Origin of the sequence: Anaerostipes sp. CAG:276, from assembly GCF_000432215.1 — a bacterium.
Lineage (GTDB): Bacteria > Bacillota > Clostridia > Lachnospirales > Lachnospiraceae > Anaerostipes > Anaerostipes caccae.
In genome coordinates this window covers 105,832-131,318 of sequence record NZ_FR889182.1, presented here as the reverse complement: position 1 = coordinate 131,318, position 25,487 = coordinate 105,832, and the positions used below count along the sequence as shown (strand labels likewise).

Genomic DNA, 25,487 nt, shown 5'->3' with positions numbered 1-25,487 from the left:
ATGAGGAATTACATGAAAGACCAAATACTGTTGATCAATGATCTGGCCGGTTACGGCAAAGTGGCCCTGTCTGCCATGCTGCCGGTCATGACCCACGCCGGACTTAATTTATATAACCTTCCCACTGCACTGGTCTCAAACACTCTCGACTATGGAAAGTTCGAGATATTAGAGACCACTGAGTATATGAGGAAGACGATGAAAGTCTGGGCGGAACTGGGATTTTCTTTTGACGCCGTCTGCACGGGATTTATCGCTTCCAAAGAGCAGGTGAAACTGATTTCAGGCTATCTGAGAGAGCAGAAAAAGAAAGGAACCTGGATTTTTGTCGATCCCATTATGGGAGATGAAGGAAAGCTTTATAATGGAATTGAAGAAAAAACCGTCGGCTATATGAGAGATCTGTGTTCCCTGGCCGATGTGATTGTGCCGAACCTGACGGAAGCAAGCTTTTTGGCGGGTATGTGTCAGGGAAAGGAAGTCATTACCCAGGGAGAGGGCAGAGAGATTCTCAAAAAGCTCAGAAAGCTTGGTGCGAAATCTATCGTCATCACGAGTGTAAAGACGGAGGCCGGGGATTTTGTTTTGATCTATGATCATCAGACGGATACGGTGTCTGAGCTTCCGTTTGAACAGATTCCGGTTCGCTTTCCCGGAACCGGAGATATATTTTCAGCCATTCTCGCAAGCCAGGTGCTGAATGGAACAGCGCTTGAAAAAGCGGCGCAGAGAGCTATGTCTGCGGTCAGACAGCTGATTGCTATTAACCATGAAACAGTTGATAAATTTAAGGGAATACCGATTGAGAAAAATTTGGAGGTGCTTAATTTTGAGTCGTCCGAAGATTAAACTTACATTGGTCGAAAGAAAAGGGGATCACGGCTGTCACCGGGGACACAGGGTCGGAGACAGTTTTGATTTTGATACGGAGAGGGGCCGGCTTTGTCCGATGGCTATGCATGTGGCGTTTCCGTATGTTGATATTTTAAGATACGGGGGAACCATTCCGGGTCAGCCGGAAGGAACGGCGGTGTTCTGTTGTCCTGACGCGGATACGATCAATGTCTTTAAAGCTGAAATTATCAGTGAAGAATAGTGAGGAGCGGTTAATCAGAGTTAGCCGCTCCTTTCTGCATTTTATGGTATCCGAAAGATACCAGATTTCCTGGCGGTAACCATCCTACTTTTTTGTGCGTACTTTACGTTTGGAGATCGGGGAATTATCATGTGGTTAGAATCTGGGCAGTCACAAAGGAGGATAAAGGGATGACAGCAGAAGAGTGTATTAAATTATTAAGAGAGATCAAAGATGTGGCCTTCGCAACGGTCGATAAAGAAGGACATCCCCAGGTGCGCATCATCGATGTCATGATCGCAGAGGGAGAAAAGCTGTATTTTTGTACGGAAAGAGGGAAAGACTTTTACCGACAGCTGATGGCAAATGAATATACAGCCATTACAGGAATGAATAAAGAATTTCAGATGGTGCGGCTCTCCGGCCCGGTGAAAAAGCTTTCGGATCAAAAAATGTGGATTGACCGGATCTTTGAGGAAAACCCGATGATGAACGATGTGTATCCGGGGGAAAGCCGTTATATCTCGGAGGCTTTCTGCATCGAGGACGGCTGGCTGGAGTTTTTCGATCTGGGGAAAGTTCCGATTTACAGGGAACGCTTCACCATCGGCACAATGAAAAAAGAAGAAAAAGGCTTTTTGATCACAGAAGCCTGCATCGGCTGCGGGACGTGCAGGGACGTATGTCCCCAGCAATGCATCAGTGAGGGAAAGCCTTATAAAATACAGCAGGAACACTGCCTGCACTGCGGACTTTGTAAGGAACAGTGTCCTGCGGGCGCAATTCAAAGGAAGGATGGATAGTCTATGCTGCATCAAATGTGGAACGTATTAACACAGCGGAGCGGATTTTTCATGGGCTTGGCTTTCGAGCACCTTGAAATTTCTCTTATTGCTATTTTTATTGCGATTATATTTGGAGGTGTTGTGGGAATCCTGATCAGTGAGTATCAAAGGTATGCAAAACCGGCTCTTGGACTGATCAATTTTCTCTATACGATTCCATCGATCTCCATGCTGGGATTTCTGATCCCATTTTCCGGAATCGGAAATGCCACTGCGGTGATCGCTCTGACCGTATACGCGCTGCTCCCGATGGTGCGAAATACGCATACGGGAATGAGCAACATTGATGAAGGAATCCTTGAGGCTGCCAAGGGAATGGGCAGCACAAGGGCGCAGATTTTATTTAAGATCAAACTTCCGCTTGCCATGCCGGTCATCATGTCCGGAATCAGAAATATGGTCACAATGACCATTGCTCTTACAGGTATCGCATCGTTTATCGGGGCAGGAGGACTGGGAGTGGCGATCTACCGCGGTATAACGACCAACAATGGGGCGATGACTCTGGCGGGAAGCCTTCTGATCGCACTTCTGGCGCTGGCCATGGATTTTATTCTCGGCTTTGTGGAACAAAGAATGAAGGTAAGGGACAGGAAAGCACGGAAGGCAAACAGGATTTTATTGATCCTGGTTCTTGTGATAGCGGCAGCACTGACGGCTGGGGCCTTTTGGGGGCAAAAGAAGAAGGATACTGTCCATATTGCAACCAAACCGATGACGGAACAGTATGTCCTGGGAGAGATGCTGAGTATTCTTATTGAGCAGGAGACGGGGCTGAACACAGAACTGACCCAGGGTGTGGGCGGAGGAACCTCTAATATCCAGCCGGCCATGGAAAAAGGGGAGTTCGACATTTATCCGGAGTACACGGGAACCGGATGGAATATGGTACTGAAAAAGAGCGGCATTTATACAGAGGATATGTTCGGACAGCTGAAAGCCGGATATGAAGAAAAATGCGGGATGCAGTGGCTTGGAATGTACGGATTTAACAATACCTACGGATTGGCTGTGCGCCGGGAGACTGCGGAGAAATATAACTTAAGGACTTATTCAGATTTAAAGAGGGCGGCGGGTCAGCTGACTTTTGGAGCGGAGTATGATTTCTTCGAGCGGGAAGATGGCTACGACGCTCTGTGCAAGACCTACGGGTTCAAGTTTAAAAATACGATGGACATGGATATTGGCCTGAAATATAAAGCGATCGGACAAAAGAAGATCGATGTGATGAATATTTTTACGACGGACGGACAGCTGAGCGTATCGGATGTGGTCGTCCTGAAAGATAACAAGAACTTTTATCCTTCTTATTCCTGCGGAAATGTAGTCAGGGATGATGTGCTGAATGAGCATCCGGAACTGAAAGCGGTATTTCAAAAGCTTAACGGCATCCTCTCCGATGAGCTGATGGCAAAGATCAACTATGAAGTGGAGACGAAGAAGAAAGAACCTAAGGAAGCGGCAGAAGATTTTCTCAAAAGCAAAGGACTGTTAAAGTAAGGAGGCCCGGATGAGCAAAGCGATTGAATTCAAACAGATTAAAAAAGTATACGGCGAAAAAACCGTCATAGAAGGTTTTGACCTGACGGTTGAGCGGGGTGAATTTGTGACGGTGATAGGGTCCTCCGGCTGCGGAAAGACGACGGTTCTGAAAATGGTAAACGGCCTTGTAATCCCCGATGGCGGCAGTATTTTTGTGGAAGGCAGGGATATCTCAGAGATGGATATGATCAGCCTGAGAAGAAATATCGGCTATGTCATCCAGGGAAGCGTTTTGTTTCCGCATATGACGGTGGAAGAAAATATCTCCTATGTTCCTGACCTGCTCAACAAAAAGGATAAGGAGCGCACAAAAAAAGCGGTGGAGAAGTGGATGGGCATCGTGGGCCTGGATGAAGATATGAGAGAAAGGTATCCTTCAGAACTTTCCGGCGGACAGCAGCAGAGAGTCGGAATTGCAAGAGCCCTGGCTGCCTCGCCGGACATCCTGCTGATGGACGAGCCTTTCGGAGCCGTGGATGAGATCACGAGAGGACAGCTCCAGACTGAACTCAGGCAGATCTATGAGAAAACCGGGATCACGGTCATGTTTGTGACCCATGATATCTCGGAAGCGCTGAAGCTTGGAACAAAAGTGCTGGTCATGGACCGCGGAAAGATTGAACAGTATGCCGCACCCGAAGATCTTTTAAAAGCCCCGTCCACAGAGTTTGTAAGCCGGCTGGTGGAAAAGGAGCGCAGAGTGTGTACGCTTCCCGATGAACAGCTGGCCGACTGCGGGCACAGCGGGGCGGCAGGACACCTCCTTTAGAGAGGAAAAAGTTGAAAAAGAGAGCATTCTACGGCAAGCATACAACTTGAACATCCTTTAGACTTGTCTTATATCACAAAGAATCAGGAGGAAGAATATGTACGCTTGGGAAGCAATACAAAAAACGCTGGATTATATTGAAGAACACTATGGAGATGAGATTTCGGTAGATGTTCTGGCAGCAAAGGCACATTTGTCTAAGTACTATTATCAGAGGCTGTTTCACCGTCTGGTCCGCAAAAATGTAAATGAATATCTGAAACTAAGACGCCTTGCAAAATCCGCAGAAAAGCTCAGGGATCGGAGCTGCACGATTCTCGACGTGGCCCTGGAGTGTGGGTTTGCAGGCCACAGCAGCCTGACAAAGGCATTTCGGGAGACATACGGCATTACGCCGGATGAGTACAGGAAAAGTGATCTGACTCTGGATGCTTTTGTAAAGCCCGATCTTATGCTGAACCACACTCTGATCGAGGAGGGGGTTCCCCTTGCAGTGGACCAGATGGTGCTGGAAATCAGAGAGAAGAAACTGGAACGGGATATCATTTACACTGGGAGGAGCAGGACTGCGTCCGTAAAAGAACTGGGAGAGCCGAAGATCAATATGCTCACAGAACTGTGGAAACAACTGCCGGACGATCCCGACAGGGAATACGCGGACATCCTCACACCAGACAGCGACCCGGAATATTTTGATTACTTTGTGGGGACGGAGAAACGGGAAAATGACCGTGGCCCTGAGGAAAGAATTATGCCGAAAGGCAGATATATTGTGTGCAGTTATGATGCGGAAGATTTTGAAACCCTTGTCTCAGAGGCTTTGTATAAAGCCAGCAGATATTTGTATGATGTCTGGCTGCCCGAGAAAGGAATAATTCCGGAGCCTGTTTTGATGCAGAAGTATTTCAGGCCCATGCAGAATGACTGCTATATTGAGTTATGGGCGAAAATACAGGAATAAAAAAAGGCTTCCAATATAGGTATCAATCCTAAGAAATAGTTGATTAAGTAAAAAATGGAAAAAATAAGCAAAAACAATGTTTGAGTAATTGACTTTTTTTGCCGAACGATTTATACTTTAAATGACAGGATTCTACAAATTAAATACTATATGATATTTTTATGAAGAACAAATATTATATAGATAAAAATAATAATCCCAAAAGAGAAGGTGATATTATGACTGCAGGAACTATGGATAAGGTTTATAAGAGGCAGGCAAATGAAATGAATCTATACTTAAAGCGGCTACGCGCAATGTCTAAAGAAGAAGCAAGGAGGGTTTCAGGGAATAATCTTATAAAAGCAGGAATCGCTGATGCTGACGGAAAATTAACTAGTCGGTATATATACAGCAAAAAACAGGAGAAGCGTTAAATGTATCATCATTCTCCAAATTTAGTTCTGGGATTTCATGGATGTACAAAAGATACCTTTGAACAAGTATTGTATCATCATCAGGAATTAGAACCCAGCAATAATACATACGACTGGCTTGGAAATGGGGTTTATTTTTGGGAGAACAGCTATGACCGGGCAATGGACTGGGCATTAAATCATTATAAAAAAGAAGATGCAGAGGTTATAGGTACTGTACTTGACTTAGGATTTTGCTTGGATTTGATGGATTTTTCATCCAGAGAAGTCTTAAAAGTCGGATATGATATTTTGGTTGAAGAATGTAAGCAATTTCATGTACAGCTACCTATTAATAAAAATATCGGAAAAAATACAGATTTATTAATAAGAGAGTTGGATTGCGCTGTTATAGAGCGTATTCATAGATTTGGAGAAGAAATGAATACAGAAGAATATGACAGTGTTAGAGGAGCGTTTATTGAAGGAAAGAGAATTTATCCTAATTCTGGGTTTTATGAAAAAACACATATTCAAATCTGTGTCCGAAACCCAAACTGTATCAAAGGATATTTTGCTCCAAAAAAAGAGAACGTAGATTTTAAATTAGTTTAGCCAAAGTTTATAGGAACAGGGATTTTGAATGTTTTCAATGAAATCCCTGTTCTTTTTGTTGTGAGTGTATTTGTCACCGTCTCCTCACTGCCGTATCCTGAAAACAGAAGTAGTCCGGACGGTGCCTTGACTGGGTATACTCAAACATGATGCCGTCCGCATTGAATGTCTGGCTGGTGATGACTGTAAGGCAGTTGTAGTCGCCAAGATCCATATATTTTTCGTCAATCTGGGTGCTGTGCTCTACCGTCATCTTCCTTTTACTTGTGACAATCTGCATGCCCAGGTCTCTTTCGATTCTATTCGAAATCATTCAACGATTCTAATGATGATGGATTTGGAGATTTAAAAGGAGTGACACAAAAACTTGATTATCTCAGTGAGCTGGGAGTGGATTATCTCTGGCTGACACCATTTTTCTCCTCGCCTCAGAATGACAATGGTTATGATATTTCGGATTATTATACGATTGATCCGCTGTTCGGGTCCATGGAAGATTTGGAGGAACTGATCCGGGAAGCGGGCAGCAGAGGTCTTAATTTGATGTTGTTAATCTGATCTCAAAACCAAAAGTTTTTGAAGATGACATAGAAGGAGACGGCCGGAGATTTTACACGGACGGTCCCCGTGTCCACGAGTTTTTAAAGGAACTGGTACGGGATACAGAGATTCAGGAAATGGTTACTGTGGGGGAAATGTCTTCCACAACCATTGAAAACTGTATCCGGTATTCACAACCCGAAGAGAGAACTTTCCATGTGCTTTAATTTCCACCACTTGAAGATCGATTATAAGAACGGAGAAAAATGGGAACTGATGGAACCGGATTTGATTGAGCTGAAAAGGCTTTTGGAGGACTGGCAGCTCAATATGCAGGAACACGGCGGATGGAATGCGGTGTTTTGGTGTAATCATGATCAGCCGCGGATCGTTTCAAGACTTGGGAATGACAGAAACTACTGGAGCCAGTCTGCCAAAATGCTGGCTGCCTGTATCCACCTGCTCAGAGGAACCCCTTATGTCTACCAGGGAGAAGAGATCGGTATGACAAATCCAGGCTATACGGAGATCGGACAGTACCGGGATGTGGAAAGCCTGAATTATTACCGGATCATGAGAGAACAGGGAAAGACGGAGCAGGAGGCGCAGGAAGTGCTGAGGGCCAGATCCAGGGATAACAGCCGCACGCCGATGCAGTGGTCCGGCAGTACCAACGCAGGATTTTCATCCTCTCTGCCATGGATATCCATACCGGAAACTACCGAAAGATCAATGTACAGGAAGAAGAGAAGGATCAAAATTCTGTCCTGTCATTTTATAAAAAACTGATCAGTCTGAGAAAAGAGAAAAAAGTTATATCTGACGGGAAAATCGAATTCCTCTTCAGAAAACGGCCTGAAGTCCTGGCGTACCGGCGGTTTTACGGCAATGAGGAACTGATTGTTTTAAACAATCTGACTGATCAGGAATATGTTCTTAGGGTGGATACAGAAGGATACCGGAAGCTTTTAGGAAATTATGAAGGCGTAAAAGCAGGAAACGGGCAGCTGACTCTGCGGCCTTATGAGACAACAACTTTAGAAAAAATACAGAGACAGAGTACAAGTTTTTAAAAGAAATGGAAATCTGGTATAATCCTCTTAGAATCTGAAAAGACAGTTCGGGAAAGGAGAACACAGCATGGAGAATTTTACGTTTTACAGCCCAACGTATTTTGCTTTTGGAAACGGGGAGGAGAACCATACCGGAAGTTATATAAAGAGGTTTGGCGGCAGCAGGGTGCTGATCCATTACGGCGGCGGAAGCGTTGTGCGTTCCGGCCTTTTGGACCGTGTCAAAAAGTCCCTGGAGGAGGAAGACATTTCTTATGTAGAATTGGGAGGGGTGAAACCAAATCCCAGAAGCGGGCTGGTGTATGAAGGTATTGAGCTCTGCAGGAAGGAGCATGTGGATTTTGTGCTGGCAGTGGGAGGAGGAAGTACGATCGACTCTGCCAAAGCCATTGCCGCGGGCTCTGTCTATGACGGCGATTTCTGGGATTATTATCAGGGAAAGAAAGTGGAAAAGGCACTCCCTGTCGGAACCGTTCTTACCATCGCTGCCGCAGGAAGTGAGGGAAGTCCGGATTCTGTCATTACAAAGGAAGAAGGAATGCTGAAAAGAGGAGCCACGGGAGAGGGCCTTCGTCCGAAATTCTCCGTTCTGAATCCTGCGCTTACCCAGACGCTTCCGGCATACCAGACTGCGGCAGGTATTACGGATATTATGGCCCATTTGTTTGAACGGTATTTTACAAATACGGAAAACGTGGAGGTCACAGACCGGCTGATCGAAGGTCTGCTGCTGTCTGTGATTCATGAAGCACCCAAGGTTATCGCCGACCCGGACGATTACCAGGCGAGAGCAAATATTATGTGGGCAGGAATGATGGCTCACAATAACAGCTGCGGCGTGGGGCGGGAACAGGACTGGGGAAGCCATGACATTGAGCATGAACTCTCCGCAGTTTACGACTGTACACACGGAGCAGGCCTGGCAATGGTGGTCCCTGCCTGGATGACTTATAATCTGAAACATGATGTCAATAGATTTGTCCAGCTTGCGGTCAGGGTATGGGGATGCCAGATGGATTTCCAAAATCCTGAGGTGACAGCCAGGGCCGGAATCCGGGCACTTAAAAACTTTTTGAGATCCATCGGCATGCCGCTGAACTTCGGAGAGATCGGGGCAAAGGAAGAAGATATCAAAAAGATGGCACACACTGCCTGCTATGGAAACGGACGGAAAGGAACCGTCGGAAAATTTGTGAGGCTTGGGGAGGAAGATGTGGAGAAGATATATCGGCTGATGCTTTAGAAAAAAGAATGACGGAACGATGTTTATAATACCGGTTCAGAAAACGGTTGCATTCAATGACCAAATCATATACAATATAATTGATATTGGACATGTCCAAAATGAAAAATTATGTTTCGGTGTTAAAAATATAAATCAAAACACTTATAAATATGTGATTTTTAGGTTGCTATATGGATATGTCCATATGTTGAAGCACAGATGTTGATCGGTTTTCTGAGGAGGTAGTCTTTATGAATGGAAATTTATTTGGTGTCGTATTACTGTTTTTAGCAATGGCCATTGTCAGCAAACTGATGGCGCTGCCCCAGATTCACAAATTGAATAAGCAGCTTATGGAAATCAAACGTTCCGGTCCGGTATCCAGTGTCGGGATGGCCCGTCATTGGCGGGGGAACCGCGCCTATGTGTTAGTTACCGATCTGCAGGGGAATATTGTGTGCGGGTATCAGACAAGCGGCAATTCGGTGTTTTCCGGATTCCGGGAAGACCGGGAACTCAAAGAAACCAACTATCTGGAGATTATAGAGAATCTGTCACAAAAGAAGAAGCTTACAAGGCTGGAACAGGCAAAACAGATGGCAGCTGAATATCTGGAGGATGGTCTTAAACAGCAGGGAGAAGTTTAAACAGGGATAAGAAGAGACAGGGGAAAATTTAATAGAATTCAAAGAACAGGAAGAGATTCATGAAAAAGAATTTCTTCCTGTTTTTTATCGGTAGGACTGCAGTTCAAGCAGATATTTCTTTGGATTTTTGTGCGAAATTGTATATTCAAACGGCCGGCCGTCGGAGAGGAAAGCAGTCATTTCGATCTTGATGACAGGTTCATTTGACTTAAGATCCAGAGCCCGGGCAATATCCTCCGGCGGGATCACGGCACTGATGGTTTCCTGAGCCATCGATATTTTCATACCATTTTTTTCAATAAAACTGTAAATAGAATCGACCAATACACCGCAGGTAATATCTTTGATGGAAAAAGGTGTAAAGTAAGAGCGGTCGTAAATAATAGGGTCACCGTTTTTGCAGCGAAGGCGGACCAGAGAATATACCGGATCGCCTGTGCAGATATCCAATTTTTCCGCCACGGTCTCATTTGCCTGTGTGGTTTCAAAGGAAATCAGGCGTGTGGAAGGGATGTCACCGCCGGATCTGAGATCTTCCGGAAAGCTTTTGAGTTTATTCAATGACTTGCGCAGGCGTCGGTCCGAGACAAAGGAACCCTGGCGCGGGACCCGGTAAATGATGCCGTCGTTTTCCAGGCTGGATAACGCTTTCTGGATCGTGGGGCGTGAAAAGCCGAACTCTCCGATCAGGTCACGTTCAGATGGAAGTTTATCATTCGGTGACATTTTATCGATTTTTTCTAAGATGCAATGTTTGACTGACATAAATTTTCTGTCCATTTTAAGATCCTCCCAAAAAGAAATACGGGCTGCTCTGAAGCACTAAACTGAACCTATCCAAAATGATTGGATTATCCAGATACTGTGCGAGGACATAGTATAGCATTAATTTGTTTTTAGGTCAAGACAAGAAAAAAATACAGATAAATGCTGAATATATGCAGTTTATAGAGCGATATATATAAATAAAAAAATATAAATTGAAAATAATCTTAATAAAAGCTATTGCTTTTTCTGGACATGTGTAGTAGAATCTGCTTGTGGACAGGTCCACGAAGCATATTGTTGAAGATTATAAGAAAAGGAGTACACCATCATGAAAATTATTGTGACAAAGAGCTATGAAGAATCTTGCAGGACAGTAGCTGAAGAGATCATCAAACAGGTTAAGGAAAACCCGTCTTCTAAATTGGGATTGGCAACTGGCGGAACTGCAGAAAATGTTTATCCGTTTTTGGTTGACGCATACAAGGAAGGGAAAGTTGATTTCTCCGGAATCTCAACGGTCAATCTGGATGAATACATTGGAATGGACCCGTCAAGCCCGCAGAGTTACCGTCAGTGCATGGACAGCTGGTTTTTCGATCAGGTTGAAATTGATAAAGAAAAAACATACTGCCCTTCAGGCATGAACAAACCGGAAGATGAGATTAAAGTATTTAATGAAAAGCTGTACGGAGATAAAATGGTAGACCTCCAGCTTCTCGGAGTCGGAGTGAGCGGACATATCGGTTTCAATGAGCCGGGGGAGAAACTTACTGCCGGAGTACATATTGAAAAACTTGATGAGAGCACCATTGAGGCTAACTCCCGTTTCTTTGATTCACCGGATGATGTGCCGAGAGAATCCATCACAATGGGGATCGGAGATATTATGAAGGCAGAAAAAATTGTCATGATCGTGACAGGGGAAAATAAGGTGCCGGTTATGAAAGCGCTGCTCACAAATGATGAGGTTACCTGCAAAGTTCCGGCTACGATGCTGAAAATGCACAGGGATGTTACAGTGGTAATCGACGAAGAACCGGCTGCTGCTGCAGGATATAAAGCCTGAACCTAAAAATTGATTCCGCAGAAGCCTCCCCAAAGGTTTCTGACGGAATCAACTTTGAAAGATACAGTGTCTTTGGGACAGGCACCGTATAGAAAATGATATGTATATAGTAATCAATACAATACCTGACTTTACTATAACACATATCATCGTTGCACTCAACTCTCTTAAAAGGAGGAATCGTAAAATGATGTTTCCGCATGTTGGGGACCGTTTCCGTTTGGTTTACGGCAGAAATCTGCTGCCGGAACTGACAGAAGGTCTGAATAACTATCTGGTTGTAGCCGATGGATTTGTGTATGAAAAATATAAGGATCAGTTAAAAAATGAACATAAAGTATATATAGTAAAAAATGTTGAAGTTGCCACGCTGGAAAATGACGTGAAAGATTATGAGGGTGTAGACGCAGTTGTAGCAATGGGCGGCGGAATGGCAATCGATGCCGGCAAATGGATGGCAGAACACCTGGGAAAGAAGATTCACAGTGTTCCGACTGTATTGTCTGTCAACGCAGCGTTTTGTTATAAATCTGCGATGAGAGTCAACAATGTGGTTACTTATATGGGACGTATTTTCCCGGAAGCCATCTACATAGATTTTGACATTATTAAAGGAGCGCCAAAGTACTTAAATGTCTCAGGAGCCGGAGATCTGCTGGCATGTCTGACAGCTTCTTATGACTGGAAACTGAACAGCATGGTTACAAAAAGCCACGCGTACTCCCAGGAAATAAGTGACGGAGCACAATATCTTCTGGGAATGTTGTCTGAGAATATTGATAATATCCGTGAAGTCAATGACGAAGGCATCTATTTTATGTGTGAAGCCTTCCGCTGGATAGCCGAACACAGCGCGAAGATGAACCATACCATGTGGGAGAGTGCCAGTGAGCATGCTTTCTTCGACAATATGGAATTTGTCTGCAAAAAGCCGTTTCTTCATGGACAGATCATCGGCCTGACCGTTTATTTTATGTCACTGTTCCAGGACAATCAACATGAACGGGCGCTCATGATGCTGAAACGCCTGGGGATTGACGTTACGCTGAAGGGATTGGACATCACGGAAGAACAGCTGCGCACCGGTCTGCTCACACTGCGTGATTTCACGGAACATGAAGGACTCAGGTATACGATCATCAATGCAAAACCGATCACCGGCGAGTGGGTTGATATGGCCATCTCAAAATACAAGAAAGATTTTGATATCGCCTAGAAATGCGAAGAGCTCTGCTCTTTGCAAAAAGTAAAAGGAGGAAAAAATATGCTTTTAGAAATTGGAGCAGCGGTGAACGAAACGGCATTTGAACTGCCCGGTATCATTACAGCGCTGGTTACTGCCGCAAAAGGGCTGACAGGATTTTTCAGGGCAGCCGGAACGACTTTCATCGACAATATGTACAGCATCCTTCCCATGGCATTGATCGCACTGACCGTTCTCAATGCGATTGTAAGTTTAGTAGGGGAGGACCGTTTTGACAAGTTTGCGCAGAAACTGACAGGAAATTTCTTTACCCGCTACACGGTACTTCCGTATTTGGGAAATTTCTTTGTGAGCAGCCCGATCGTATTTACATTCGGACGTTACCTGAAAGAAAAGTATAAAGCTGCATTTTTTGAAGTGGCAAACCGTACCAATATGGCTCCTATGATGTGTCTGTTTCCGCATGTGAATCCTGCAGAAATGTACGTATGGCTGGGTGTATATGAGGGAGTCGTCAAGATGTACGGCACACAGGCAGGAGGACTGCTGGCGGTATGTACGTTTCTGGTAGGAATGTGTACCTCTTCACTGATCGGTCTGACAATCGAGACAGTAAACGGTATTATGGCCAAGCGCCAGGGCATTGACTGGGATGAGATTGAAGCACGGAAACACGGAGAAGCGTGCTGATAAAATGCTGAGAACAATAAATGTATCATCTATATAGGAGGTTTGCAGATATGGCAAAAGCGATTGTTTCAAAAGGAGGCGGAGGATACGGTACTCCGTTGGAAATTAGTGCAGAAGGTAAAAGGACAAAAGTTGTATGTATGACAGGTGCGGGAATCCACCCGTTAGCCGAAAAGATTGCCGAGGTGATCGGGGGAGAGGCAGTGGACGGTTTCCGTAAACCGGTTCCGGACGCCGAGACGGCATGTGTGATCGTAAACTGCGGGGGAAGTCTCCGCCTGGGAATGTTTCCTAAAAAAGGACTTAAGACCATCAACCTGAATCCAACAGGTCCAAGCGGTCCTTTCGGTTCCTTTTGCAAAGAGGGCCTGTATGTATCCGGCTCAAATGTGAAAAACGTCACCGCAGAGGAATAAGCAAAGGAAAGGAGTAAACATATGAAAGCAGTTTCTAATTTTATGACGATGGTCGCTTCGGCGATCGGAAAGTTTGTCATGACAGTTGTTCAGGCGGCAAGAAACTCATTTAAACTCTGTCTTGAGACAATTATCCCCTTCCTGATCTTTGTATCAACGGTATTTACACTGATCACGAGTACAGGAGTGGGAAATATCATTGCAAATGCTTTATCTGGCCTTGCAACATCTCCTTTTGGACTGGTGGTCATGGGACTGATTATTACCTTCCCGCTTCTCTCTCCGATCATCGGACCGGGAGCGGTTATCCCGCAGGTAATCGGGGCTCTCATCGGAGGGCTGATCAGTACCGGTGCAGTTCCGCTGACGATGGCACTGCCCACAGTGTTTACCATTCATCAGCCCTGCGGCGCAGACTTTATTCCGGTAGGAATGTCTTTGTGTGAGGCGGAGCCCGAAACCGTTGAGGTGGGAGTATCAGCAGTCCTGTTCTCTAAATTTATCGTGGCACCGATTGAAATCATTATAGCGGTCATTGTTGGACAGCTTGTATTTTAAGGGGGAAAAACAATGAAATTTGAGACGGAAATTATGGGAATCGGTGATCAGGCAAGAGACTTTCGGGATGAAAAGATTTTGATCTTTTTCGGACAGCGCGCGAGCGGAGGACTTGAAGATTACAGCGTACTCATAAAAGAACCCCGGGACACAGTCACCATATGTTCGGGTGACGTATTGAAAATCGGGGAGAGCAGTTATCCGGTCACAGCCGTGGGCGGCAAGGTGGAAGAAACATTTTCAGACCTTGGACACTGTACGGTGCGTTTTGACGGGGCCGGGAAGGCAGCGCTTCCCGGAACGGTACATGTAAAAGGCGATTATCCTGATTATCAGACAGGTGACCGGGTAGTCATCGAATAGTATTAATATTTTATGATTCAGCGGTAGGATTTTATTTCAAGAAGATATTTCTTAGGATTCTTATGTGAAAGTGTGTATTCAAACGGACGTCCGTCGGAGAGATAGGCTACCATGGCAATCCGGATGACCGGCTCGTTATTTCCGAGTTCCAGTGCATCTGCAATTTCCTTCGGCGGAAGTATAGCATCCACTGTCTTATGGGCCATGGAGACTTTCATTCCGTGCTTTTCCATAAAATCGTAAATAGAGTCAACCAGCACTTCGCAGGTGACATCTTTAATGGCAAACGGTGCATAGTAAGAATAATCATAAATAATGGGGTCACCGTTTTTAAAACGCAGGCGGCACAGATAATATACGGGATCTCCCACATTCATCTCAAGCTTTTCTGCAACGGTCTCCGATGCCTCTGTGATCTCAAATGCGATCAGACGGGTGGAAGGTACATCACCGCTGGAACGCAGGTCTTCGGGAAAACTCTGGAGAGAATCCAGAGATTTCCTAAGCCGACGGTCAGACACAAACGATCCCTGACGGGGAATGCGGTAAATGATACCGTCATTTTCCAGTTCCGTCAGCGCTTTTTGTATGGTCGGACGTGAAAACCCAAATTCATTGATCAGATCACGTTCAGAGGGCAGTTTGTCATTGGGAGACATTTTATTGATTTTATCTAAAATACAGTTTTTGACAGATATAAATTTTCGGTTCATTAAAAATCCTCCTGATCAGGGATATGGAAAGTGTTTTGTCCATATTTTTGTTGCTTCATTATACTATATCTCATTGTAAAAATCCAGCTGTTTGAAAGAAAGTGAGGAACATGAAAATGTATCAAATCGAAAATGAAGTGTGCAGGATTTCAGTAAAAAAACATGGCAGTGAGCTCTGTGGAATGTATGATAAAATCAGCTGCCGTGAGTACATATGGCAGGCCGGTGAGGTCTGGCCGAAACATAGTCCGCTTTTATTCCCTGCCATCGGCGGGTTTTATGACGGAACATATACAGCAAACGGAAGAACATATCAGATAGGCGCCCATGGCTTTGCTCGTGACATGGACTTTACTCCGGTCTCTGCCGGAGGAAATGAGATTATCATGCAGCTGAAAAGCAGTGAGGAGACCTATAAGTTATATCCTTACAGTTTTTGTCTGAGGGTTTCCCATCGGCTGGAAGGCAGAAAGCTTGTGATCACATGGACTGTGGAGAATACAGGAGACGAAACAATGTATTATTCGATCGGCGCTCACCCTGGATTCCAGCTGGCACCTCAAACAGAGTTATCTGATTATAAGCTTGTTTTTGACAGAAAATTTGATTTACATTCACGTAAAGTCCAGGGCCGTCTGGTTACCAGGGAAACTTATCCGGTTGCAAAACAAGTAAGTGAATTAAAGCTGACACCGGATTTGCTAAGGCAGGATGCATTCATATTTGAAGACGGGATTTCATCCATGCTTCTTGAGTGTGACAAGGCAGACTATCATCTGAAAGTAAGTTTCCCGGGATTTCCGGCAGCGGCGGTCTGGAGTATGCCTTCTGCTATTGATAAAGCTGAATATATCTGTATTGAACCGTGGTATGGCATGAATGATTTCGTGGGACAGGGCGTGCAGGATATCAGGAAAAAATATTTAATCCAGTCATTGAAGGCAGGGGAAACAAAAGAAATAAGTTATACAATAGAGATATGCGATTAACAGGAGCGCCTTTAAAAGGCGGCAGAAATTAGATATAGAACAGTTCCGGGATATTATATGAATTCTGGGACTGTTTTTATTTTTCGTTTTCATGATTTTAAAATGGAACTGAATGATTTATTATTGGAATATATGAGAGAGGAGCAAGATTGGATACAGTAATTAAAATTCTTTTAGCAGCAGATATATTGTCAGGTCTGTTTTTTCTTTTTTCTTCCGGATTTAAAGGGAAAAGATTTTATTGGATTAAAAAAGAAATTTCGGGTCTTATTTTATTGGCAGGGGGAATTGTGGGATTCTATGCAGTCTATACAGAAAATTCGGTACTTTTGAGGATCGCTTTTTGGAGCTGCGTTGGACTTTTCAGTATTTCTCTGGGTGTTTTTGATCTCATAAAAATCCGTATATGTAAAACAATGGTTTATGGAAGGTTTGTAGAGAGTAAGATATCAGGCACGGGAAGAAACAGAAGCGTCACACCTACTTTTGAATATACATACGGGGGAGTTGTCTATAAAAATGAGAGCGGCGAAAACATTCCTCCTGAAATATCAAAGAATTATGAGGCAGGAAAACCTTATCCTGTTTTTATCTGCGAAAACGAGCCCTATCTTTATATTACGGATCGTAATATGATCGGGAAAGCTATTTTTGAAATTTTATTAGGAATCATCGTAATCAGCGCTGCATTCTTATGAGGAGTGTGAGCCGGAAAGGAGTTATTATGGGAGAACTGAAAGATCTTGAGAATATCGGGGCAAAAACAGAGGAGCAGCTGAACCAGGCAGGAATCTATACAAAAGAGCAGCTAATTAAGGCCGGAAGTAAAGAAGCGTGGCTGAAGATAAGAGCTTTTGACGAGTCTGCCTGCCTCCATCTGCTCTGGGGACTGGAAGGGGCGGTGGAAGGAATAAAAAAGAAGGATCTGTCACCGGAAGTGAGAAAAGACCTGAAAGATTTTTTTGATGATATCAATCAATGACGGTATTATAAGTTGAAATTCTCCCTGATGTGAAATATAATAGACAAAACATGTAAGGGAGATTAATTATGAATGTAATAGAAATCGTAAAGTCGATTGTTCTCGGTATTATTCAGGGAATCACAGAGTGGCTTCCGATCAGCAGTACGGGCCATCTCATTTTGTTTGACAATATTTGGCCGATGGCATTAAGCCCGGAGTTTTTTGAAGTATTCAAAGTAGTGATCCAGTTCGGCTCTATTTTGGCGGTGCTGGTTTTATTTTTTCACAAACTGAATCCATTTTCTCCGCGCAAGAGCAGAAGGGAAAAACGGGATACATATAACCTCTGGAAAAAGGTCATTGTAGGATGCATACCGATCATCATCGTGGGACTTCCGCTGGATATGGTACTGGAAGATTATCTTTCCGGTGTTTATGTCATAGCGGCAACTTTGATCTTGTACGGGATTGCCTTTATTGTCATTGAGAGCAGGAACAGGCGTCCGTCTATGCGGTCACTGGAGGATCTGACATATAAAGCGGCGTTTTTCATCGGATGTTTTCAGGTGCTTGCGGCAATTCCGGGGACATCCAGGAGCGGTGCAACGATCCTGGGAGCCGTGTTGCTGGGCTGTTCCCGCTATGTTGCCAGTGAGTTTTCCTTTTTCCTTGCAGTGCCGGTTATGGCCGGAGCCAGCGGATTGAAACTGATCAAATATTTTCTGAAGGTAGGAATGTTTTCAGGCAGTGAATGGATTCTTCTGACTGTGGGAACCGTGGTTTCTTTCTTAGTGTCCATCCTGGCAATCCGTCTGCTGTTAAGTTATATCCGAAAACACGATTTTAAGGTCTTTGGAGTTTACCGGATCCTGCTTGGTATCGTGGTAATTGTATATTTTGGATTCCTGGTTTAATCATTTGCAAAATTATAGTACAAAATTTTATAAGCTGAAGTTCCTGAAAAGAGTTCAGTATATCTAAGATGAGGTGTAAAACAATGGAGACCAAAGAATTAGAGTTTTCTGTATTTTGTATTGAAAGTGTGTCCGAAAAACTTGGATTAGATGGAGAAGAGGTGTATCGGCTGCTCACAGAACAAAGCAAAATTTTAGAGGAGTATATTATTCCTAATTATGATATATTGCATACATAAAGCAAAGAGTATATTGTTGAGGACATCATTGAGTATATGAGGCAAGAGGAGGTCATTCCATGATTTTATACCACACCAATATATGAACAGGCAAGGAAATGGTCACTTAGATTTAAGAAAAAACGTGGCAGGAGTGTTGTATCAGAATATTTTTCTGGCTTAATTGATAAATATTCCGCTATAGAACGTTTAAAATATGAAAAACCTAATTTGCAGTTATGTTTTTGCTCCCAGGAAATATTAGATAAATATTTAAAATATCAAGGATGTGAGGTGATATAATGCAGGCCAACCGGATATTATTACAAAGGAAATATTCCCGCATTATAGAGATGTTTTCTGGAATCGAGCATATACCGTTGGAAAGTGCACTGGATTTTTTCTATCATTCAGAATTATATAAAGAAATAAGCTCAGGAATTTCTGATATGCACTGCCACAGCGATGAGTATCTGGTAGAAGATCTCAGGAATGAATGGAAAGAAACAAGTTTAGATTAAACGAAAACAAGCATCCGTTACAGAATTGATTTTTACTGTAACGGATGTTTGTTTAAATGGGAAATATATATTCTTTGTATTTTTAATTATTTGCAAATTCTCTGGTAAACATATCGCTCTTTTCTACAAACTCCTCCATATTTTTAAAACCGAGCCGGTGGAGAAGTTCCATCACATACGGATTGTCAAGGGGCGTCTTATAAGGAGCTTCCTCTCCGTATGTTTCTACGTTTCTTTTTCCTTTGTCTTTATCAATGATAATTTTAGGTCCGCCGACACATCCGCCTCTGCATGCCATCCCCTCAAAAAAGTTGGCGTCTGTTTCGCCCTTTTGGATTTGTTCGATCATGGCTTTGCATGCAGGGACACCGTCCGCCTGCTGTGCGCGGACCGGGACGTCTCTTCCCGGACTGAGTTTTTCCACAGTAGACCTTACGGCTTCGCTGACGCCGCCGGTGTGAGCATAGATCCTGCCTGCCCTGGAGGAGTGTTCCCTGTCGTTGTCGGCAAGTTCTTCCGGCCGTATTTCGGCCGCGTCAAAGATATCCTGTACTTCCTGAAATGTCAGTACATAGTCCACTGCATCTGCAATATCCGGTTCTCTGGCTTCTTTCTTTTTTGCGATGCACGGGCCGATGAATACTGTGACTGCATCGGGGTGGATCTGCTTTACTGCCCGTCCTGCCGCGATCATCGGGGAGACCGCTCCCGGCACATGGGGAATCAGTTCATGATAGATTTTGCGGATCATGGCGATCCAGACCGGACAGCAGCAGCTGGTAAGCTGGAAATCATCGTTTGAGTTGATATGCTCGTCAAATTCCAAAGCCTCTTTCAGAGTCAGGATGTCTGCAAAGACCGCTACTTCCACCATTCCTTTGAATCCGGCGGCCTTCAGGGCACTTCTCAGCTGTCCTGGGGAAGCATTTTCATATTGGCCCACGAAAGCAGGGGCGATCAGAGCATACACATCTTTTTCTTCACTGCGCACTTCTTTTAACACTGGGAAGATATCCTTGCTTTCCGCCAGCTTATCAAGCCTGCATGACTCAATACAGACACCGCACCCGCTGCATTTATCCGGATCGATGGACAGCTTTCCGTCAACTTCTTCGATGGCGTCAAAAATACAGCTGTTTTTGCAGGCCCTGTCATAGGCACAGCTCTCACATGATTCGGTGTGGATGACCGGGGCATACTGGTCCGGATTTAAGAGGCAGTCCAGCTGATGGGGATCATAGTCAGCCTCACTGATATCTTCATTTTTCATTTGTTTTTGGAGTAATTCTTTATAGAGTTCATGGAAAGAGGTTGATTTTTTTGCTTCCGGCATATGAATCACTCCTATTCTGCGTTCAGTGCGGCCATAGTGATATAATTGTACGGCTGATTAAAATGGGGAAGGAAAAACAGGTCAAACAGTTTTAACTTATCAATGGTCACTTTTTCCTGGATGGCCATAGAAAACAGGTGGATTGCCATGGAGATATCATAGTCGGAACAAAGCTGTGCACCGAGGATGCGTCTGGTCTTTTTGTCGTAGACGATGCGGATTACGACTTTATAGTTGTCCTTCTCCATAAATCCGGCTTTCTGCCAGTCCTCATAGTCTGTGGCTGCGGCGTCAAAACCCAGCTTTTTTGCGCGCTCCAGGGAAAGCCCGGTGCTCACCATGTTTAAGCCCCAGATGCTGATTCCGTTGGAACCCTGTACTCCGGGAGATTTCAGCTCTGTGCCGCAGGCATTGTGGGCGGCGATGATTCCGGAACGGACGGCGTTGGTGGCAAGTGCGATATAATCCGTATCTTCGATGGCGTTGTTGTAAACGGTGGCACAGTCACCTACGGCATAGACATCCGGGCGGCTGGTCTGCTGCATGAGATCCGTAAGATAGGCTCCATTGTTGTGGAACTGCTTAAGCTGGCCGTTTCCGAGTTTTGTGTTGGGGCGGAATCCTACACAGAATATGACCATGTCGGCATCATAAGTATGTTTGTCTGTGACCACCTTCTCGACTTTTTCGTTTCCTTCCAGGCGTTCGACTTTTTCCTCAAATGCCAGATGGATTCCGTGGTCAGACAGCTGCTTTTCCATGCGTTTGCAGAACATATCGTCATAATAGGCGGACAGGCAGGTGTCTGCGCAGTCAATTAAAGTGACTTCTCTGCCGTTTCTCTGAAAAGCCTCGGCAAGTTCCACACCGATATATCCGGCTCCGACGACAGCGACTTTCTTTATAGAGGTATCTCCAAGCTTTTCGATGACCTCAGCCGCATTCTGATAGAGCTTTACAAACTGTACATTTTCAAGGCTCATGCCTGGCAGCTGAGGTCCCACCGGAGTAGAGCCTGTGGCAAGGATCAGCTTGTCGTAAGGGTATTCACAGTCTTTGCTGGCTGCATCCTTTGTATAGACGACCTTGCTGTCAAAATCTACGGAATTGACCGAGGTCTCCATATAGATCTTTGCGCCCTTCCCTTCCAATATTTCTTTGCTGGAATAAAACAGTCCGTCAGGCCCGGAAATCTGTCCCCCGATCCAGAGTGCCATTCCACAGCCTAAGAAACTAATATTGGAATTGGCGTCAAAGGCGGTGACGTCCACATCCTTATAATTGTCGAGTATCGTATTCAGCGCTGCAGTACCTGCATGATTCGCACCGATGACAATGATTTTTTTTGGCATAATCTTAATCTCCTTTATATCTGATAAGACTTCGTATCATAATCAGTATGCCAAAAAAAGAAAAAATTATTGATGTGTCCGGGAAAATGCTCCGCTGTTTGAAAATTCTGTTTTGGGAAATACTTCTTGAGACATTAGTTACAGGAGGAATAAAACGATGCTGATTATAAACGGGAAAATCCTTCCTATGGAAGGAAAAACAATAGAAAACGGATATGTACAGACGAAAGGTGAGGTAATAAAAGAACTGGGGAAAATGGAGCAGGCACCGTCGCCGGGTAAGGGGGAAGAAGTCCTCGATGTGAAAGGGGCCTGGGTCATGCCGGGACTCATTGATGCCCACTGCCATGTGGGAATTATGGAGGAGAAAAGAGGTACGGCAGGAGATGACTGCAACGAAGCTACAGATCCTATAACTCCTGCCGTGAGGGCTGTGGACGGAGTAAATCCGATGGACCCTGCGTTTCACGATGCGATTATCGCAGGGATCACTTCACTGATGACAGGACCCGGCAGTGCAAATGTGGTGGGAGGCCAGTCCATATTTTTAAAGACACACGGACGGTGTGTCGATGAAATGGCAGTGCTCAATCCTGCGGCAATGAAAGCTGCTTTCGGAGAAAACCCCAAAAATGAATACGGTGGGAGAGACCTCATGCCCGGAACACGGATGGGAACGGCTGCACTCCTGAGGGAAGTGCTGTTTCAGGCAAAACAGTACCAGAAAGAGAAACAGGAGGGAATACTGGAAAAAGAAGATTTTCAGATGGAACCGTGGCTTCCCGTGCTGGAAAAAAAGATTCCGCTAAAGACCCATGCCCACAGGGCAGATGACATTCTGACCGCAATCCGGATCGCCAAGGAGTTTGAGATTGACCTGACCCTGGATCACTGTACGGAAGGCCATCTGATCGCTGAGGAAATTGCAGAATCCGGATTTCCTGCAATTATCGGTCCTGATCTGACTGCCCGGTCCAAGATTGAAGTACAGAATATGAGCTTCAAGACCAACGGGATCTTAGAAAAGGCTGGGGTCCTGACGGCTATTATGACAGACCATCCGGTATCATTGATCCGGTATCTGCCTCTCTGCGCAGGACTGGCCGTGAAACAGGGCATGTCCATGGAAGGAGCACTGAAGACGGTGACCATCAATGCCGCTAAGATCTGCCGTGTGGATGACCGGGTCGGAAGCCTGAAGCCGGGTAAAGATGCGGATATCGCAGTTTTTTCTGACAATCCGGTGAATACCCTTACCAAGACTCTTTATACAATCATCAATGGGCAGATTGTTTACCATGAGGGAGATAAGAGTTAAGGCTTTAAGATGACCTTGATGCACTCATCCTCTTTTTCATCGAAGATCTTATAGGCGTGTTTTCCTTTGCTCAGAGGAAGGCGGTGGGTGATGATATCCGTGGCATCAAAGGAACCGTCCGCGATCTGTGAAAGAATTGGGTCCACATACCTCTGGGCAGGACACTGACCCATTCTCAATGTGATATTCCGGTCAAAAAAGTTGCCCAGAGGGAACAGATTATATCTTCCGCCGTAGACACCGATCATTGCCACGGTGCCGCATTTTCTCACCGCTTCGGAGGAGATCTCGATGGCAGACTTGGAGCCGGCCTGGAGTTTCAGGGCGGATTCCACTTTTTCTACAACTGACATTTTCCCGTCCATACCCACGCAGTCGATGACAACATCGGCGCCGCCGTGGGTTTTTTCTTTGATTTCCATACCGGTGTTATCATAGTCCTTAAGATTCATGACCTCGGCGCCGTAGGATGCCGCATGCCGCAGCCTGTAGTCTACGCTGTCCACGGCAATGACACGTTCTGCACCCAGCAAAAAGGCCCATTTGACTGTCAAAAGGCCGACAGGGCCGCAGCCTAAGACCACGACGGTGTCACCCGGTTTCATGCCGCTGATATCCACGGCCCATCTGGAGGTGGGGAGGATGTCAGTCAGGAATAAGACCTGCTCATCTTCAAGTTCTTCCGGAACTTTCACAGGCCCTACATTGGCGTAAGGAACCCGCAGATACTGTGCCTGTCCTCCCGGATATCCGCCGAAGGCGTCACTGTACCCGAACAGGCCGCCGGCTCCTCCGTTTGGATTAGAGTTGTCGCACTGGCTGTATTCCCCGTGTTCGCAGAAGAAGCAGTGTCCGCAGGCCACAGGGAACGGAACGATGACCCGGTCACCTTTCTTTACATTGGTTACGGCTTTTCCAGTTTCTGCAACGATTCCCATGGTCTCATGTCCGAGAATAAATCCCGGATTCAGGGCAGGAACCCGGCCGTGGATCAGATGGAGATCGGAGCCGCAGATGGCCGTGGAAGTCACTTTTACGATGATATCATCCTCCCTTTCAATCCTTGGGTCCGGAACCTTTTCCACTCCCACATCTTTCACTCCGTGATAAACAATCGCATCCATAATTTGTACCGTCCTTTCTAAATATCATATTTACTTTTTAATATGGCTTTTGTCATAGACAGCTATACTTGACAATTAATTCTTACAGATGTAAGATTTAAAAAAGGAGACAAATGACTATGAGAATCATAAAAATTTTGATCCCAGTGCTGGGATGCCTTTTCTGTCTTTCTGCCTGCGCCACAGAAACGAATAAGAATCCGAAAGGAAGGACAGAAAAGATCAAAAAAGAACTTTGTGCGGCGGCAGACTGCTATCAGACAATTTATGCATCCGCAGGCAAAGGGAAAGGCATGAATCCTGTGCTGGAAAAAGGGGAGATCCACAAGATTGTTCAGCAGCTTGGAACATGCGGATATTCTGCCGCGTGTATGGAAAATGACTGCGATATGCAGAATGGACGGACAGTGGAGAAAGATTTGCTGAAAGCCGGAAAGGGCGGGAAGACTTCCGCCGTATTTTTCTGTGTCACCAGATCAGGCGGAATCCACAGATATGAACTGAAGCCGAAAGGAAACAAAGCGGAATTCACAGACGCTTATCTGGACTGGAACAAACAGGGGAATCCGGCAGTATCCTATGTAAAAAAAGAGGAAGCATCCTCCTGGAGGCTGACGAAGAAAGGATGGCTGATCTGGGAGACCAAACATACAGAAAATGAGGAGATGGATACCCACAGCATGATCCGCATCCGCCCTCTTAAAAAAGAATACCGCAGATTTTGCAGGAAATATATTGAACCGGTGGGTTACAGGGGAAATAATCTGTTTCTTATCGACTGGAATGAAAAAAAGCCGGGAAAACTTTATGTAAATGATCTCTATGAGTATCTGTACCGCATAGAGACCGGCAGACATTTTGACGGGGACAACGGGACAAAAGGGATTCCATCTGAAGAATTTGAACTTCTGCTGCAAAAATATCTTCCGTTTTCAAAGAGACAGATCCGTGTCCGGGCAGACAGAAGCGAAGACGGAACACGTTATCTGTGGGAGCCTTTAAGGTGCGGAAATTTAATTCCCCAAAGTATGCCGGTTCCTGAGGTGATTGGGGCAGAGCATAAAAGAGATGGAAGAATCGTTCTCACCGTGGATGCTGTTTTAAAACAAAAGGGGACGGACTGCCTGTTCCGCCATAAAGTAACTCTGAAAAAATTTGGGGACGGCAGGGTGCGTTATATTGGGAATCAGATCAGAACAGCAGATAAAGAGAGAGTTTTGGATTACCAGAAAAGGAACCGATAAAGCTACCAGACGATAAAGTTTTCTGTTATAATGGCAGAAAGCGAA

At 45.0% G+C, this 25,487-nt stretch carries 28 protein-coding genes and 2 pseudogenes; 24 read left to right on the top strand and 6 right to left on the bottom strand.

Annotated features, from left to right (window positions below; genetic code table 11):
• The 8 genes from QVP35_RS06295 to QVP35_RS06260 all read left to right on the top strand — a co-directional run.
• A partial coding sequence (locus QVP35_RS06295; RefSeq protein ID WP_199805914.1) for a pyridoxamine kinase occupies window positions 1–849 on the top strand: 849 nt, incomplete at its 5' end.
• Window positions 830–1,096, top strand: coding sequence for a TIGR04076 family protein (locus QVP35_RS06290; protein WP_009289160.1), 267 nt, complete (start codon window positions 830–832; stop codon window positions 1,094–1,096). The genes QVP35_RS06295 and QVP35_RS06290, both read left to right, overlap by 20 nt.
• Before the next feature lie 170 nt (window positions 1,097–1,266).
• A complete protein-coding gene (locus tag QVP35_RS06285) occupies window positions 1,267–1,878 on the top strand; it encodes a 4Fe-4S binding protein (RefSeq protein WP_022260915.1) in 612 nt (203 codons plus the stop codon).
• Window positions 1,879–1,881: 3 nt separating this feature from the next.
• Window positions 1,882–3,420, top strand: coding sequence for an ABC transporter permease/substrate-binding protein (locus QVP35_RS06280; protein ID WP_054335196.1), 1,539 nt, complete (start codon window positions 1,882–1,884; stop codon window positions 3,418–3,420).
• A 10-nt stretch (window positions 3,421–3,430) separates the two neighbouring features.
• Window positions 3,431–4,231 (top strand): ABC transporter ATP-binding protein, encoded by an 801-nt coding sequence (locus tag QVP35_RS06275; RefSeq protein ID WP_022260913.1) that lies wholly within the window; start codon window positions 3,431–3,433, stop codon window positions 4,229–4,231.
• 97 nt (window positions 4,232–4,328) lie between these two features.
• On the top strand, window positions 4,329–5,192 hold the full coding sequence (locus QVP35_RS06270; RefSeq protein ID WP_009289155.1) for an AraC family transcriptional regulator: 864 nt from the start codon (window positions 4,329–4,331) through the stop codon (window positions 5,190–5,192).
• Between the two features lie 161 nt (window positions 5,193–5,353).
• Complete coding sequence (locus QVP35_RS06265; RefSeq protein WP_009289154.1) at window positions 5,354–5,608, top strand: hypothetical protein; 255 nt, start codon at window positions 5,354–5,356, stop codon at window positions 5,606–5,608.
• On the top strand, window positions 5,609–6,202 hold the full coding sequence (locus tag QVP35_RS06260) for a hypothetical protein (RefSeq protein WP_009289153.1): 594 nt from the start codon (window positions 5,609–5,611) through the stop codon (window positions 6,200–6,202).
• A 73-nt stretch (window positions 6,203–6,275) separates the two neighbouring features.
• Here QVP35_RS06260 and QVP35_RS06255 read toward each other — a convergent pair.
• A pseudogene (locus tag QVP35_RS06255) lies at window positions 6,276–6,500 on the bottom strand (UTRA domain-containing protein); the annotation flags it as partial.
• On the opposite strand from QVP35_RS06255, the pseudogene QVP35_RS16565 reads away from it, so the two are divergent.
• The 3 genes and pseudogenes from QVP35_RS16565 to QVP35_RS06240 form a co-directional block, all read left to right on the top strand.
• Window positions 6,491–7,815: pseudogene (locus QVP35_RS16565) on the top strand (alpha-amylase family glycosyl hydrolase); the annotation flags it as partial. The pseudogenes QVP35_RS06255 and QVP35_RS16565 overlap by 10 nt on opposite strands.
• Before the next feature lie 67 nt (window positions 7,816–7,882).
• A complete protein-coding gene (locus QVP35_RS06245) occupies window positions 7,883–9,058 on the top strand; it encodes an iron-containing alcohol dehydrogenase (RefSeq protein WP_022260909.1) in 1,176 nt (391 codons plus the stop codon).
• A gap of 233 nt (window positions 9,059–9,291) precedes the next feature.
• Complete coding sequence (locus QVP35_RS06240) at window positions 9,292–9,687, top strand: transcriptional regulator GutM (RefSeq protein WP_009289148.1); 396 nt, start codon at window positions 9,292–9,294, stop codon at window positions 9,685–9,687.
• A gap of 84 nt (window positions 9,688–9,771) precedes the next feature.
• Here QVP35_RS06240 and QVP35_RS06235 read toward each other — a convergent pair whose 3' ends face one another.
• Window positions 9,772–10,467 carry a GntR family transcriptional regulator gene (locus tag QVP35_RS06235; RefSeq protein ID WP_009289147.1) on the bottom strand — a complete coding sequence of 232 codons (696 nt, stop codon included), beginning with the start codon at window positions 10,465–10,467 and terminating at the stop codon, window positions 9,772–9,774.
• Window positions 10,468–10,783: 316 nt separating this feature from the next.
• On the opposite strand from QVP35_RS06235, the gene QVP35_RS06230 reads away from it, so the two are divergent.
• The 6 genes from QVP35_RS06230 to QVP35_RS06205 all read left to right on the top strand — a co-directional run bounded on the left by QVP35_RS06230 (window position 10,784) and on the right by QVP35_RS06205 (window position 14,752).
• The gene (locus tag QVP35_RS06230) at window positions 10,784–11,521 is read left to right on the top strand and encodes a glucosamine-6-phosphate deaminase (protein ID WP_009289146.1); all 738 of its coding nucleotides are present in this window, start codon (window positions 10,784–10,786) and stop codon (window positions 11,519–11,521) included.
• Window positions 11,522–11,708: 187 nt separating this feature from the next.
• The gene (locus QVP35_RS06225; RefSeq protein ID WP_009289145.1) at window positions 11,709–12,737 is read left to right on the top strand and encodes an iron-containing alcohol dehydrogenase; all 1,029 of its coding nucleotides are present in this window, start codon (window positions 11,709–11,711) and stop codon (window positions 12,735–12,737) included.
• 48 nt (window positions 12,738–12,785) lie between these two features.
• The gene (gene srlA / locus QVP35_RS06220) at window positions 12,786–13,415 is read left to right on the top strand and encodes a PTS glucitol/sorbitol transporter subunit IIC (protein ID WP_009289144.1); all 630 of its coding nucleotides are present in this window, start codon (window positions 12,786–12,788) and stop codon (window positions 13,413–13,415) included.
• Between the two features lie 50 nt (window positions 13,416–13,465).
• Window positions 13,466–13,831 carry a PTS sorbitol transporter gene (locus tag QVP35_RS06215; protein WP_009289143.1) on the top strand — a complete coding sequence of 122 codons (366 nt, stop codon included), beginning with the start codon at window positions 13,466–13,468 and terminating at the stop codon, window positions 13,829–13,831.
• A gap of 21 nt (window positions 13,832–13,852) precedes the next feature.
• Entirely contained in the window at window positions 13,853–14,389 is a 537-nt protein-coding gene (locus QVP35_RS06210) for a PTS glucitol/sorbitol transporter subunit IIB (RefSeq protein WP_009289142.1), read from the top strand.
• Between the two features lie 12 nt (window positions 14,390–14,401).
• Window positions 14,402–14,752 (top strand): PTS glucitol/sorbitol transporter subunit IIA, encoded by a 351-nt coding sequence (locus QVP35_RS06205; protein WP_009289141.1) that lies wholly within the window; start codon window positions 14,402–14,404, stop codon window positions 14,750–14,752.
• Between the two features lie 17 nt (window positions 14,753–14,769).
• Here QVP35_RS06205 and QVP35_RS06200 read toward each other — a convergent pair whose 3' ends face one another.
• The gene (locus QVP35_RS06200; protein ID WP_009289140.1) at window positions 14,770–15,465 is read right to left on the bottom strand and encodes a GntR family transcriptional regulator; all 696 of its coding nucleotides are present in this window, start codon (window positions 15,463–15,465) and stop codon (window positions 14,770–14,772) included.
• 110 nt (window positions 15,466–15,575) lie between these two features.
• On the opposite strand from QVP35_RS06200, the gene QVP35_RS06195 reads away from it, so the two are divergent.
• From QVP35_RS06195 to QVP35_RS06175, 5 genes are all read left to right on the top strand, one after another.
• The gene (locus QVP35_RS06195; protein WP_227032300.1) at window positions 15,576–16,454 is read left to right on the top strand and encodes an aldose 1-epimerase family protein; all 879 of its coding nucleotides are present in this window, start codon (window positions 15,576–15,578) and stop codon (window positions 16,452–16,454) included.
• A 149-nt stretch (window positions 16,455–16,603) separates the two neighbouring features.
• A complete protein-coding gene (locus QVP35_RS06190) occupies window positions 16,604–17,152 on the top strand; it encodes a hypothetical protein (protein ID WP_009289138.1) in 549 nt (182 codons plus the stop codon).
• A 26-nt stretch (window positions 17,153–17,178) separates the two neighbouring features.
• Entirely contained in the window at window positions 17,179–17,436 is a 258-nt protein-coding gene (locus QVP35_RS06185; protein ID WP_022260908.1) for a TfoX/Sxy family protein, read from the top strand.
• Between the two features lie 68 nt (window positions 17,437–17,504).
• Entirely contained in the window at window positions 17,505–18,332 is an 828-nt protein-coding gene (locus QVP35_RS06180) for an undecaprenyl-diphosphate phosphatase (protein ID WP_009289136.1), read from the top strand.
• A gap of 83 nt (window positions 18,333–18,415) precedes the next feature.
• Window positions 18,416–18,571: a DUF3791 domain-containing protein gene (locus tag QVP35_RS06175; protein ID WP_009289135.1), complete on the top strand. Its 156-nt coding sequence runs from the start codon at window positions 18,416–18,418 to the stop codon at window positions 18,569–18,571.
• A 582-nt stretch (window positions 18,572–19,153) separates the two neighbouring features.
• On the opposite strand, the gene QVP35_RS06165 is transcribed toward QVP35_RS06175, so the two are convergent.
• Together QVP35_RS06165 and nox are read right to left on the bottom strand one after the other, a co-directional pair.
• Window positions 19,154–20,404 (bottom strand): [Fe-Fe] hydrogenase large subunit C-terminal domain-containing protein, encoded by a 1,251-nt coding sequence (locus QVP35_RS06165; protein WP_009289133.1) that lies wholly within the window; start codon window positions 20,402–20,404, stop codon window positions 19,154–19,156.
• An 11-nt stretch (window positions 20,405–20,415) separates the two neighbouring features.
• Window positions 20,416–21,756 carry a H2O-forming NADH oxidase gene (nox, locus tag QVP35_RS06160; RefSeq protein ID WP_009289132.1) on the bottom strand — a complete coding sequence of 447 codons (1,341 nt, stop codon included), beginning with the start codon at window positions 21,754–21,756 and terminating at the stop codon, window positions 20,416–20,418.
• Between the two features lie 157 nt (window positions 21,757–21,913).
• Between nox and QVP35_RS06155 the strand changes: the two genes are divergently transcribed.
• Window positions 21,914–23,074, top strand: coding sequence for an amidohydrolase (locus tag QVP35_RS06155; RefSeq protein WP_009289131.1), 1,161 nt, complete (start codon window positions 21,914–21,916; stop codon window positions 23,072–23,074).
• On the opposite strand, the gene QVP35_RS06150 is transcribed toward QVP35_RS06155, so the two are convergent.
• Window positions 23,071–24,198, bottom strand: coding sequence for a zinc-dependent alcohol dehydrogenase (locus tag QVP35_RS06150; RefSeq protein WP_009289130.1), 1,128 nt, complete (start codon window positions 24,196–24,198; stop codon window positions 23,071–23,073). The two genes, QVP35_RS06155 and QVP35_RS06150, sit on opposite strands and share 4 nt — an antisense overlap.
• Window positions 24,199–24,317: 119 nt before the next feature.
• Between QVP35_RS06150 and QVP35_RS06145 the strand changes: the two genes are divergently transcribed.
• Window positions 24,318–25,442 (top strand): DUF6070 family protein, encoded by a 1,125-nt coding sequence (locus QVP35_RS06145; RefSeq protein WP_022260907.1) that lies wholly within the window; start codon window positions 24,318–24,320, stop codon window positions 25,440–25,442.
• Window positions 25,443–25,487 lie beyond the last annotated feature (45 nt).